The 13626-nt window shown below is 28.3% G+C and carries 11 protein-coding genes and 2 pseudogenes; 11 read left to right on the top strand and 2 right to left on the bottom strand.

Annotated features, from left to right (window positions below):
* From HMPREF2782_RS03255 to HMPREF2782_RS03295, 10 genes and pseudogenes are all read left to right on the top strand, one after another.
* The coding region (locus HMPREF2782_RS03255) for an ATP-binding cassette domain-containing protein (protein WP_148130022.1) at window positions 1–468 on the top strand (468 nt) is incomplete at its 5' end.
* 306 nt (window positions 469–774) lie between these two features.
* Window positions 775–912, top strand: coding sequence for a hypothetical protein (locus tag HMPREF2782_RS09485; RefSeq protein ID WP_180362995.1), 138 nt, complete (start codon window positions 775–777; stop codon window positions 910–912).
* A gap of 55 nt (window positions 913–967) precedes the next feature.
* The gene (locus HMPREF2782_RS03260) at window positions 968–2788 is read left to right on the top strand and encodes a recombinase family protein (protein ID WP_070640832.1); all 1821 of its coding nucleotides are present in this window, start codon (window positions 968–970) and stop codon (window positions 2786–2788) included.
* Window positions 2736–3026, top strand: a complete 291-nt coding sequence (locus HMPREF2782_RS03265) for an RNA methyltransferase (RefSeq protein WP_070640834.1) — start codon at window positions 2736–2738, stop codon at window positions 3024–3026. Before HMPREF2782_RS03260 ends, HMPREF2782_RS03265 begins: the two co-directional genes overlap by 53 nt.
* Before the next feature lie 153 nt (window positions 3027–3179).
* Entirely contained in the window at window positions 3180–3398 is a 219-nt protein-coding gene (locus tag HMPREF2782_RS03270; RefSeq protein ID WP_036755855.1) for a helix-turn-helix domain-containing protein, read from the top strand.
* A gap of 79 nt (window positions 3399–3477) precedes the next feature.
* Window positions 3478–4011 (top strand): annotated as a pseudogene (locus HMPREF2782_RS09295) (DNA cytosine methyltransferase); the annotation flags it as partial.
* 16 nt (window positions 4012–4027) lie between these two features.
* On the top strand, window positions 4028–4885 hold the full coding sequence (locus HMPREF2782_RS03280) for a DNA-methyltransferase (RefSeq protein WP_036755857.1): 858 nt from the start codon (window positions 4028–4030) through the stop codon (window positions 4883–4885).
* The gene (locus tag HMPREF2782_RS03285; protein WP_070640837.1) at window positions 4866–7616 is read left to right on the top strand and encodes an N-6 DNA methylase; all 2751 of its coding nucleotides are present in this window, start codon (window positions 4866–4868) and stop codon (window positions 7614–7616) included. Before HMPREF2782_RS03280 ends, HMPREF2782_RS03285 begins: the two co-directional genes overlap by 20 nt.
* Before the next feature lie 17 nt (window positions 7617–7633).
* Entirely contained in the window at window positions 7634–9670 is a 2037-nt protein-coding gene (locus HMPREF2782_RS03290; protein WP_070640840.1) for an ATP-dependent nuclease, read from the top strand.
* A complete protein-coding gene (locus tag HMPREF2782_RS03295) occupies window positions 9667–11370 on the top strand; it encodes a UvrD-helicase domain-containing protein (protein ID WP_036755862.1) in 1704 nt (567 codons plus the stop codon). The genes HMPREF2782_RS03290 and HMPREF2782_RS03295 overlap by 4 nt, the downstream gene beginning before the upstream one ends.
* A gap of 19 nt (window positions 11371–11389) precedes the next feature.
* Here the strand turns inward: HMPREF2782_RS03295 and HMPREF2782_RS09750 are convergent.
* Window positions 11390–11500 (bottom strand): annotated as a pseudogene (locus HMPREF2782_RS09750) (relaxase); the annotation flags it as partial.
* 253 nt (window positions 11501–11753) lie between these two features.
* Between HMPREF2782_RS09750 and HMPREF2782_RS03300 the strand changes: the two are divergent.
* Window positions 11754–12092 carry a hypothetical protein gene (locus HMPREF2782_RS03300; RefSeq protein WP_036755870.1) on the top strand — a complete coding sequence of 113 codons (339 nt, stop codon included), beginning with the start codon at window positions 11754–11756 and terminating at the stop codon, window positions 12090–12092.
* A 56-nt stretch (window positions 12093–12148) separates the two neighbouring features.
* Here HMPREF2782_RS03300 and HMPREF2782_RS03305 read toward each other — a convergent pair whose 3' ends face one another.
* Window positions 12149–13312, bottom strand: coding sequence for a hypothetical protein (locus tag HMPREF2782_RS03305; protein ID WP_070640841.1), 1164 nt, complete (start codon window positions 13310–13312; stop codon window positions 12149–12151).
* Between the last annotated feature and the right edge of the window lie 314 nt (window positions 13313–13626).

A 13626-nucleotide genomic window follows, 5' to 3' on the forward strand; every position in this document is an offset into this window, starting at 1 on the left:
GAAAACAATATAAAATTTGGAAAACAAAATGCGAGCCATGAAGAAGTAGTTCAAGCTGCTAAAAAAGCAAGGTGTCACGAATTTATAGAAAATCTCCCAGATGGATATAATACTATTATCGGGGAAGGTGGAGCAAGCCTATCTGGTGGAGAAAAACAAAGAATCTCCATAGCCAGAGCCATGCTAAAAGACGCGGACATCATAATCTTTGATGAAGCCACAGCGAGCATAGATCCAGAAAATGAAGATAAGCTTAAAGAAGCAATAGAATCATTAACAAAAAATAAGACAGTAATAATGATTGCTCATAGGTTAAAGACAATTAGAAATGCTGACCAGATTTTAGTCTTAAAAGATGGAGAGATAGTAGAACGTGGAAATCACGAAGAACTGATTAAAAATAATGGACTTTATTCTGACCTTATAAATGCAAAAGCTAAGGCAGAATCATGGAAATTAAATAATTGATAGGAAGAAATATTAAAGTCTTTAAACAGTAAAATTTAGAAAAGAGGATTTATGCCTAATATCATAAGTCCTCTTTTTATGATCAAATTAATTATTAAAACTCAAAAATACTATAAAAAAATAAAAATTTTGGTTACCAAAGAGGGCAAATTTCACTTTATAAAGTGAGGGGTGTTTTATCATCTTTTTATAAAAATCCAAATACTTTGAAGTGTGAAGATTCTTGAAGTTGCTTAGGTGAGATTAGAATTTTTCAAATTTAATTCACTTATCAAGGTAAAAAAATAACTTACATAGGAGGTTAAAATGCAAGCAATAAAGATTTATAGCATGAGAGTTGCTATGTTATGTAGACTTTATGATCTTAAATTAATTAATGATAAGGAATATACAAAAATAAAAAATAGAATAGAAAATGATTATAAGAATATGGAAAGAAATTAATTAATCTTGTGATATAATAACACTGTAGAAAGATACAAAATGGGAAGGAGGTAAAATGAATACTAAAGTAAAAGTAATAAAAGCTTCAAATACAGGAGCAAGAAATAGAAATGCGCTACATTTAGATTTAAAACGAGTTGCAGCATATTGTCGAGTTAGCACTGATAGTAAAGACCAACTTGAATCATATAAATCGCAAGTTGATTATTACACAAATCTAATAAAAAATAATAAGAACTGGACTCTGGCTGGTATATATGCAGATGAAGCAACAACAGGAACAACTGCTACTAAAAGAGCAGATTTCATGAGACTAATTAGTGATTGCCAAAATGGAGATATAGACATGATAATTACTAAATCTATATCAAGATTTGCCAGAAACACATTAGATACTTTGAAATATGTAAGGCTTCTAAAGGAAAATAATGTTGGTGTAGTATTTGAAGAAGAGAATATAGATACTTTGACAATGGATGGAGAGTTACTATTAACAATATTAAGTTCAGTAGCTCAACAAGAAGTAGAAAATACCTCAGCCCATGTGAAAAAAGGACTAAAAATGAAAATGGAAAAAGGGGAACTTATTGGTTTTCAAGGTTGCCTTGGATACGATTATGACCCTACAACAAAAAGTATCTCTATAAATGAAGAAGAAGCCAAAATTGTCAGATACATCTTTAAAAGATATTTAGAGGGTAATGGTGGTTCAGTCATTGGCAGGGAATTAGAAGAACAAGGATATTTCACTCCTAGAGGTAAAACGAAATGGTCTGACACTACAGTGTTAGGAATAATTAAAAATGAAAAGTATATTGGAGATATACTAATGGGAAAGACCTTCACAGTTGATCCCATAACTAAAAGAAGACTAGCAAATTTTGGAGAATCTGACAAATATGACATTGAAAATCATCACGAGCCAATTATATCAAGAGAAGATTTTGAAAAGGCACAGGAGATTAGACTCAGGAGAGCACAAAATAGAAACACCATTGCTAATAAGGATAGAAAAAGAGAAAAACTATCAAGACAATACGCTTTTTCAAGTATGCTGGAATGTGGATTTTGTGGTGAAATACTTTCAAGAAGAACCTGGCACACCAATTCAATTTATAAAAAAATTAACTGGCAATGTGTAAGGTCAACTAAAAAAGGTAAAAAATATTGCCCTCATTCAAAAGGAATACAAGAAGCAGCAATAGAAAAAGCTTTTGTTGAAAGCTATAGGCAATTATGCCATGCAGATTCAACAGTAATAGATGACTTTTTAAAAATTGTAGAAGAAGAAATAAATGATAATACTTTAGTCAAAGATTTGAAGAAGATAGAAAACCAATTAAATAGAGTCATTAGTCAAGAAAGAAAGTTAGTCGATCTTCATTTAGAAGATAGTATAGACGAAGAAGTTTATGCTAAAAAGTATAAAAAACTTACAAAGCAAAAAGAAGAATTACTTGATGAAAAGAAAACACTGGAACTAACGATAAAAGATGAAAACTCTATTAAAGAAAGATTAAAGCAATTTAAAAAGGCCTTAGAGAATAGAGAAATTATAGAGGAATTTAACAGAACAGTATTTGAAAGCATAGTTGATAAAGTCGTGGTGGGCAGAATTGACAAAGACGGAACAATTCATCCATATGACCTGAAATTCTATTTCAAAACAGGAGTTAAAGATAGTCAAGATTCTAATAACTTTAAAGATAAAAGAAAAAATGCCAAAGACAATGACATTAATAAATTGTGTTCCTACAAGAATGACGAGGATAAAAAATTATGTTCCCAAGCAAAAGACAACGCATGTGGAGACGGTAGCTCTATTGTCCAAACTAAACACAGAACATCATTTAGATATAGAAATAGGGGAAGATGAATTATCTGAAATTGACTTTTCAAAAGAGGCAACTTATGGAGAAATTAAAAAATATGTGTTAGGTAAATACTGGTTAAAAGTTTCAAGCCTATATATTGCACAAGTAAAAAGGAAACACGGTCTAATAGAAAGAGAAAACTACAATATTAGCAAGAAAGAAAATCAAAGAGTACCAAATTGTCCAGAAGAAAAAGAAAAAGCAATAGAAAATGCTTTAGAGTATTTTGGAATGATTTAAGAAAAATAATGCCTCAGATTAGATTCTGAGGTTTTATTTTTTACTTATTTTAACGCAGTAAATCATATTATTGAAGGGGATCCACTTTATATGCTATAATTAGGTAGTTAATCTATACATTTAGAAAGGTAAAATATAGAATTGGAGAATGATATGGGGTTTTCATATAATAAATTATGGAAGTTATTAATAGATAAAAATATGAAAAAAACAGACTTACAATGTGCAATAGCAACTACACCCAAGACAATAGCCAAGATGGGAAGAGATGAAAATGTAAGTTTAGAAACATTAGGGAAGATTTGTGAGTATTTTCAATGTGATATTGGAGATATTATTGAATATAAAAATGGAGTTAAAATAAATGATTAGTAATACTCTTACCTATATTTCATTATTTTCATCAGCAGGAGTTGGTTGCTATGGATTTAAATAAGAGGGATTTGAATGCGTAGCAACTAATGAAATTATTGATAGACGTTTAGAAATTCAGAGAATAAATAAAAAATGTAAATTTGATAGTGGATATATAAGTGAAGATATTCAGAAACAGGAAACTAAAAATAAAATTTCAAATGAAATAAAAAAATGGGAAAAACTTAGTAATGATTACATTGATGTTATTATTGCAACTCTTCCTTACCAAGGAATGAGTGTAGCTAATCACAAGAAAAACAAGAGCGATTTACAAAGAAATAGTTTGATAGTTGAAAGCGTAGAGATTGTTAAAAATATTAATCCCAGATTTTTTATTTTTGAAAATGTTGCTGCATTTTGGAAAACAGGCTGCACTTTAAAAGATGGAACTATTCTTCCAATAGGTGAAATTATAGAAAGAAAACTTTCAAATAATTATTTAATTTCTAAGCGAGTAATTAGTTTTAAAAATTATCGCTTAAATTCATCAAGGACTAGGGCATTAGTTATCGGTGTTAGAAAGGATTTGTACGATATTGTGGAGAGAGTTAAAAATAAAGTATATTAAGGGAGTTTAATTTTAAATGGAATTTTCAAAGAAAGATATAACAAATAGATTGTTTGAAGGAGACTGCATAGAAATAATGAAACATTTCCCTGATAATTCTATTGATATGATTCTATGTGATCTACCATATGGTACAACACAAAATAAATGGGATTCAATAATTCCATTAGATAAGTTATGGGAAGAGTATAGACGTATTGTTAAAGAAAATGGAGCAATTGTGTTAACTTCTCATGGATTATTTACGTCAAAATTAATGTTAAGTAATATAGACGATTTTAAATACAAATGGATTTGGATAAAGTCTAAGGCAACAAATTTTTTAAATGCAAAAAAACAACCGTTGAGAAAATTTGAAGAAGTTTGTGTGTTTTATAAAAAACAACCAGCCTATAATCCTCAAATGATGAATGGAGAATCATACGATAAAGGGCTAAGAAAAGATCAGTTAAGTGGTTCTTATGGAGACTTTGAGCCAGTTCGAGTTAAAAGTAATGGAGAAAGATATCCCGTCGATTTAGTTTATTTTAAAACAGCTGAGAGTGAAGGTAAAGTTTATCATCCAACACAAAAACCAGTAAAGTTAGGAAAGTATTTGGTTAGAACATATACAAATAAAGGTGATTTAGTTTTAGATAATACTTTTGGAAGTGGCAGTTTTTTAGTGTCTGCTTTAGAAGAAGGTAGAAATTTTGTAGGGATTGAAGTGAATGAGGAAACTCATCAGTTTAAAAAATATAAATACGATTTAATAGAAATAGCAACTAAACGATTAAAAGAGTCTTGGGATAATTTATCTGATGAATACAAAGAGTATGTATGTGAAGAAAATCTAATAAAGGAGTTTATAAAACGTGAGTCAAATAAAAATTAATGCAAATGAAAGAAGCTGGGCTATAAATTTAATCTCTTTGATTAATAAATTTGTTGATAATCATGACTTTTTAATAAAAAATGCAGGTGGTGAATCTACAATTTCTACTGGTACAGAACGTATGTTTCCAGATTTGATACTATATGGTGATTCAAATCAAACAATGTTTTTACAAGGCTGGGAATTAAAAATGCCTGATACTTTGATTACAGATGAAGTATTTATAAAAGATGCACAAAGAAAAGCTCGTAACCTAGGTTTGAATAGTACTTTGATTTGGAATTTCACTTCTGCAGTTTTATATGTTAATGACGAAGCAGGGAATTGGTTTATAAAAAAAGCTTGGAATGAAAATAGTCATATAATATCGAGGTCCGATGTTATTGAATATCAAGATGACTGGGAGCAAACTTTAAAAGATGTAATATTACAGGTAAATGAATTTTTAGTGACTGGTCATATTTGTGGACAGAAAATAGATAGGGTTGTTACGGATTCATTAATGGCAAATATTATAGAAAATAATAAGGAAAGCTTAGGAAATGTTTTAAGAAAAGAATCTAATAGCAATAGAGTTATAGAAGCATATATTATGCACTGGTGGGAAAAAGCAAGTCTTGAATATGTTAATGATGAACAAGACTCGTTTATTGCGTATGGTAAAATGCTTATTTTAAATTGGTTAAACAAATTTTTGTTTGCTCATCTTATTAAAGGTTACCAATCATCAGCCAGACTAGTTGATTCTATTTCAGGAAATGAAGACATAAATTCAGTTGTTGAAGTATTTGAAGAAATTACTGAAAGGTGTGACTTTTATAATATATTTTGCAAAATTGAGTATAGTGAGCTCATTGATTTAAATACTTGGAATCAAATTATAGAATACAACAATCTTTTGAAATCAATAAAAATTGACAAAATAGATCAAAATCAAATTCAAGATATTTTGGAGAATTCAGTTGCATCATCAAAGCGACTGATTAGAGGTCAATTCACTACTCCGAAAATATTAGCTGATATTTTATGTAGCATAACTATGTTGAATGCTGAAAAAGATTTTATTGATTGTTGCTGTGGTACAGGAACAATTGCAAGAGCTGGCTATGATTTGAAATCAGAAAAGATGAGCATTGAAAATACTTTGAGTTCTACTTGGGCATCAGATAAAGATAATTTTCCTCTGCAATTAGCCACAATAGCTTTATCTTCAGTAGAAACCATGAACAGACCACTAATGGTATTTAATAGAAATGCGTTAGATTTAAAAGCAAATGATGAGATCAATATCACTAATCCATCTAATGGTGAAATTATTAAATATCAGCTTCCTAAAATGGGAACTATCTGCTCTAATTTACCTTTTATTGCTTTTGAGCGATTAGATGATGAAGACAAGAGATTAATAGAAAAAATAATTGAAAAGGTAAAATATGAAACAAATATTGTTTTAAGTAAAAGAGGAGATATTTATACCTATATTCCTTTTGCTGTACATGATTTGCTAGATGATAATGGAAGATTAGGACTAATTACATCCAATGCATGGTTGGGAACAGCAAGTGGGAAAATATTTTATAGTGCCCTAAAAGAATATTACAAAATAGACCAGTTGCATATTAGCGGGAATAAAAAATGGTTTAATAACGCTGATGTAATAACCATAATATTAGTTTTAGAGAAGAGAGAGATTGCATCATCAAAAGAAGATTATGAGACTAGTTTTTTTATTTGGAATAAAAATTTAAAAGAATTGAGTACTACTGTTGAATATAAAGATAACATCATTCAAAGCTCTATACTTAAAATTGAACCCAAAGACGAATTAGCTAAAAAAACAACTTACAGTCTTTCTGAAATTGATAGTATTCTTGATTTGAATGTATCTCTTAATTCTCTTTTTCACGATAATAAATGGTTGATTAATACAAGGGAATATTTGAGACCTATTACTGATTTTTTTGATATCTTTAGAGGAAGTCGACGTGGATGGGATCAATTATTTTATCCACAAGGTAACCATGATATAGAAGAAATATATATTAAAAAGGTATTGAAGAATGCAAGAAATGTGAATTTCTTACAAACGGAAGCACAGGATGATGTTTTTTGTTGTTCTAGAAGCAAAGAAGAATTGCGTGAAAACAATAATTTCGGTGCTTTAGCTTGGATTGAGAAGTTTGAAAATGAAGTAAATGGAGTAGGGAAGCCACTTCCAGAAGTCTTGAGTAGAAGAAATTTACATTGGTATGAGATTGAAACAAGTGAGCTGGCTGATTTCTTTACTATGATGAATCCTGATAAAAGGCTCTTCTTTGGAAAATTTGAAGAAAAAAGCTTCATAAATCAGAGGTTAATTGGATTAAGAGTTCAGGATTTGAATATGGATCGTGAGCTATTGCATGCTTTATTAAATTCAATATTATCTATTTATTACATTGAGGCTTTAGGTTTTGGAAGGGGATTGGGAGTTTTAGATATTAATAAAGATAGTATAGCTTCAATGTATATACTCAATCCAAATAATCTTAATGAATGTCAAAAACAAAAAATTAAAGAATTGTTTTCTCCAATTCTTGAAAGAGAAATTTATGATTATGAACAAGAATTAAATAAGGAAGACAGAATTGCTTTTGATAAGTATGTATTAGACTGCTATGGATTGTCCAGTATATATGCAGATATAAAGAACTCGTTTTTATCTATGCACAAATCTAGAAGAAATATATAAAGTTGAGGGCTAGTTGAATGTATATAAAGAATATTATTATAAAAAATTTTAGACTATTGAAGCACACTAAGATTTCATTAAGTCAAACAAAAACAATTTTTGTAGGGAAGAATAATACTGGTAAAACAACTGTGATGAATGTGTTTGACCTCATTACTAATTGCGTTAAAAGATTGAGATTTGATGATTATCCATTGAGCTGTAGAGCTAACCTATATAGTCAGATTAAAGGATATTTCAATAAAGAAATATCTGTAGAGGAGTTAAAATTAAAAGTTGAACTTACTCAGTTTCTTTTAGAGATTGAATATAGTGATAGAAATGAAAATGATTCGCTGGGAGAACTTTCAAATTTTATTATTGATTTAGACGAGACGATTACTGTAGCTAAAATTAAATGTATTTATGAATCGGTTTCTAATATAGAGACAGTATTATTAGATTTAAAGGAACAGTATGAGAATTTAATTACAAATATTGGATCTGATGATAATTTGCAAATATTACAACAAATTATAAAAAGAGAATTTCATCGACTATTTGAGTTAAAAATTTATGCTATAAATCCAACAAATGAAGATGATTTTCAGTTAAAAAGTTATGAAAATTTGAAGGGACTTTTCAATTTAAGGAAAATAACAGCTGAACGTAATTTAGGAGAATCAAATGAAGAACCTCAATTAAATCCATTAGGAAGAGTTTTAAATTCACTGTTTAACACAGAGATTTCAGAAGCAGAAAGTTCTATACAGCCTGCAATATTAAGCTTGAAGAAAACTATTAATTTGACTAAATATAATTTGCAGAATGATATTAGTGTCCATATGGATTCAATTGTTGATTCAATGTTACAGTTTGGATACCCATCAGACGAGGATTTGTTGTTAAAAGCTTACACTGATCTGGATATAGAAAATAGTATCATATCTGGAACAAAATTGAATTATAGGAGCCATGATAATATTGAAGAATTGCCTGACACATATAACGGTTTGGGATATAAAAATTTAATAAAAATTTCTTTGATTCTACAAGATTATTTGCGTTCTTTAAAACAAGGGGATTTAAGGATTCATCTATTGTTTATTGAGGAGCCAGAGGCACATATGCATCCACAATTACAAGCAACTTTTATAGAATATATAGAAAGCTTTCTTAAAGTAGAAAATAGTAAAGTTCCGATACAAATAATTATCACAACACATTCTTCTCATATTGCAAATACAGTACCTTTTTCACAAATAAGATATTTTAAAAAAGGTTCTCATAATGTTGTATGTAAAAATTTAGATACTTTTAAGTTAAAAGATGAAGATCCTTCTGAAAGAAGAACAACTATTGAATTTCTGCAACAATATATCAAGTTAAATCATTGTGATTTGTATTTTTGTGATAAAGCGATATTAGTTGAAGGTACATCGGAGAGATTGCTTATTAAGGACATGATAATTAAATGCTTTGATTTAGATAAGTATGGAAATGAAAATCCTTCTTTACAATCACAGTATTATACAATTATTGAAGTTGGTGGTGCGTATGCTTTTAAGTTTTTTGACTTTTTAAACTTTATTGAAATCCCCACATTAATAATTACAGACATAGATTTTGTTGATAAAAATGGCAAAGCTTGTAGAAGGGCAGAAGCCAAAAGAAGTTCTAATGGAACAATAAACAGATGGTATAGAAATAAATTTGATTTAAATAAGAAAGACAAAGTGTTAATTAATAAAATAACAGATATGTTAGAAAATGAAGATGAATTAATAGATTGCAATTTAAGGTTAGCTTGTCAAGAACGTGAGAATGATATTCACCCACGAAGTTTTGAAGAGGCAATTATGAACGTGAATCGAGAATTATATGGGATTGAAGAGAATGTTAGTGAAATTGAGTTTGATTCTAATAAGGAGAGCAAAACAGATTTTGCATTTAATCTGCTTTTTAATAAAGACTTCTCTAATTACACTATCCCTTCATATATTTCAAAAGGTCTAGTATGGCTAAGCTCTCAAAAAAACACTGCTAATAATTTGGGGGTGGAAAAGACTAAATGAAACAAATAAGTAATTATGAAAAAGCAAAAAAAATAGCAGATAGTATCGATAGGGAAATTATAGAAGTTCTGAAATCAAAAAGAAGTTTTTGTGTAGAAGCTGGGGCAGGTTCAGGTAAAACACACTCTTTATTAAATGTTATTAATTGGTTAGAAGAAAATGCTAGTTCATATGACAAGGCAGTAGCATGTATAACCTATACGAATGTTGCTGTAGACGAAATAAAAGAAAGAATATCAACTTCTAGTGCAATAATCCCTTGTACAATTCACGCCTTTGCTTGGGAAGCTATAAAAAGATTTCAGAAAGATTTGATAGTTTCATTGAATTCACTGGAGTTATTTAACTGTTTCTCTCAAGAAGAAATAGAATCTATAAATAAAGTAAATTATACATTAGGAACACGTCATATTGAAGATTCTATTATGTATTTACACCATGATGATGTTATAGAAATATTTGCATTATTTTTAAATAAAATTAAATTTAGAAAATTATTAAGCCAGAAATACTCACTAATTCTAATTGATGAATATCAGGATTCATCAAGAATAATTATGGAGAAATTTTTAGAATTCTTTATAAATCAAAATAAAGGACCACAGTTTGGTCTATTTGGTGATTATTGGCAAACCATATATTCACTTGATAAGGTCTGTGGTGAAATTAAAAGTGAAAATATTGTGGAGATAAAGAAAAAATCTAACTTCCGTTCTCAGGAGATAATAGTAGAAGTACTTAATAATATCAGACCAGAATTACCACAAATATCTGCTATTAATGAAAATGATGGAGAAGTATTAGTTATCCTGACAAATAATTACTTAGGACCACGTATTCCAAAAGGATATTATAAAGACGAACTTCCAGATTTGATTCTACATGATTATATTCTTAATGTATTTGCAGAATTAAAAAAACGTGGGTGGGGAGCTAAGGAAGAGACAACAAAAATATTTATGTTGACTCATAAGATGTTATCTAAACAACAAGAGTATAGCAATTTGTTAGAAGTTTTAGAAAATGGTTTAAAAGAGCAAACTGATCCTCATGTTAATTTTTTTAACAATTACTTAGAACCAATTTATTATTCACTTAGTGAGAACAATGCTTCTTTACTATTTGAAATATTAGGGACTAATCGTCAACCTTTAGAAGCAAGAGGGAAAAAACTTGAATGGAAAAAACTTTACAAAGGTTTAGATGTATCAAGAAAAAAACAAATATATGATGTACTTAAATGTGCTTATGAAAGTAAACTAATACCTATTTCAGACAAGATACTATCTAATTTTATTTCATATGAGAAAGGAGAGGCGGACCCCAAAATTAATAGATTGTACCAAGTTAAGTACAGTGAGGTTATTAATGCATTAACTTTTTTTAATGAAAACTCAATATATGCAACAAACCATGGGGTTAAGGGTGCAGAATACGAAAATGTATTTATGGTAATGGGTAAAGGTTGGAACAATTATAGATTTGAAAACATCTTGTATAAGAAGGAAAATGAGTTATCTGGTAAACAATTAGAATCTTTTATTAGAAATAGAAATCTTTTTTATGTTGGATGCTCTCGAGCTAAGAAAAGATTGGCTATTATGATAACCATCCCCGTTGAAAAAGATTTTGTTGAATATTTACAGGATGTTTTTGGAAAAGAAAATATTGTAGAATATTCAGAGTTAGTTAAAATTTAAGGAATAAAAGAAGTAGATTTTATCTCTCTACTTCCTTATCCATATAGCTATTATAGTTCTTTTGATATAAAACAAGTTCAGAAAACTTCTCTTTATTAAGAGAATACTCTTTCATAAGGGTATTCTTTTTTGCAGTAAATAAAGTTTTTTAAAAATCTCTTTTGATTTAGGAATATTAAAAATGATAACAGTTAGCAAATAAAGAAAAATCATATAATGCTTATAATTTATCTTATCTAGAGTCATTAAAAAGATAAATAATTTTAATTAGAATATTTTATTATAATTCATACCTCTATTTTTATTATCTAAAAAAGTTTCTGACATATAAATAATGACATCAAAAAAGATGTTCAAATTTAATAAATTAGGAGGAATTAAAGATGAATGAATTTGAAAAAAGAAATTTTTTGATTCTAAAAAAGATGCTAGAATTACTGGAGGTATGTGAGGAAAACAACAAAACAAAAAGTTTTAAATTCTTTAAGAAAAAAGACGAGGACCTTTATTTCCAAATAAACTGTTACAAACTTGAATTGAGTAACAGAAGGCTGGAAGTAAAATTATATGAAATTGGGAGATTATTTGTAATATATGAAAAGTATACAAATAAAGCATCTCAAAAGCATGATTACAACTTATCTAAGTATGAAATTAATGCTATTTCCAGTGTGTTAAATCAAATAATTAAAGATTTCAGAGAAAATGTTGTAAGATTATAGTAAAGCTACTTTAGCCCATAGAACAATGTGACTATGGGCTAACATTTTTCTAGTATCTAATCTTTATTTACATCAAAATTAATGTATTTTATAACAGTATTCCTTGATAATTTAAATTTTATAGCAGTTTCAGATATATTACTATTTTCAAGGTAATATTCTTTGACTTTTAAAATAAGTTTTTCTTTTTCTTCTCTTTTTTGATTAACTATAATCTCTTTTTTAGTATAAGGTTTTAAGCACGACATAAACTGACTTTCTTCTTCTGAAATATCTAACCATTCCATTATTTTTTTGTTTGTTAATTTCTTATATTTAGGAGCTACATTTTTTTGAGCACTATTCCACTTTGATTCTATATAACTTTCCTTTTCGAAGATTCCACCTATTAAACTGCCAATTTCATATAAAATATCTTTAGATAAATTTCCATTAAGAATTGTCCAAGCAGCCTGAATCATTATTTTGTCTCTACTGCCTACAAGTGTATCATTTTCTTTTCTAATTTTAATTAGTGTTTTATCATCAGCAATTCTTTTTAAACTTAGTTTTTCAATGCTTGTTTTATAGATATAATTATTTTCATTTACATTTTTTTCTGGCTTTAATTCATTTATCCACAAACCAAGATTATATCTAGGAAAATATTTAATACTTATACATGTACCTTTTGCTAAAGCTGATTTGTTATAGGATAAAGGTAATCTTATTATTTGCAGTACATTTGATCCAACATTTTTATCTAAATCAACATTTTTTAATGCATATACATCTGCATTTTTTAATTCAGATATTTTTTCATATAAATTTTCTTTTAGATACATCGCACAATCTTGGTATAAACTTATTTGCTGTTCTTTTCTAGTTTTATTTTTATAGAAATACATAGGTTCAATTAAATAGAATAAATGTAATCCTCTACCTGAATTAAGGACTATATGAGGACAAAGTACATCATCAAAGACATTAAATGTTTTTAATGCGGTATAAACTTGCTCTGCTTTTTCATGGCTCCATTCAGAAGATCTGCAGTAATCTAGGTCAACAACAATGTAAGAAACACGCTTTATAGTATCTAAATCAATAATTGCTTTGTTTGTTGTGTTATAAAATGAAGGGAATCTTTCAGCAACTGAAATATAAATATTTTTTCTGTTATAATATTGAAGTTTTTCAAGCTCTATAAATTTAACTGTATGCTTTCTGCTTTTTATCCTCATGTAGACAATTCTTTACTCATCATTTTTTTGATAAAGAAGTTCTATAAGTTCATCTCTAATTACATTTTCTGACATAAAATACTCCTTTTAATTTCTTAAAAGGTATATGTCAGAAAATTTTTAAAACTTCGTTTTTCTTACACATCTTTGATGAAACATAAGTGGTAAAAAAATCGCCTATTACAAGGGTACTTTACTGATGCCTTAGCAACATACATGCTTATGTTACAGTAAGTTAACTTTAAACTACTATTTATAGACATAGATTTTACATATACATCCATTTATTTTAGTACAGATAAGATTGAGCTATT

Origin of the sequence: Anaerococcus sp. HMSC068A02 (assembly GCF_001811125.1) — a bacterium.
Lineage (GTDB): Bacteria > Bacillota > Clostridia > Tissierellales > Peptoniphilaceae > Anaerococcus > Anaerococcus vaginalis_C.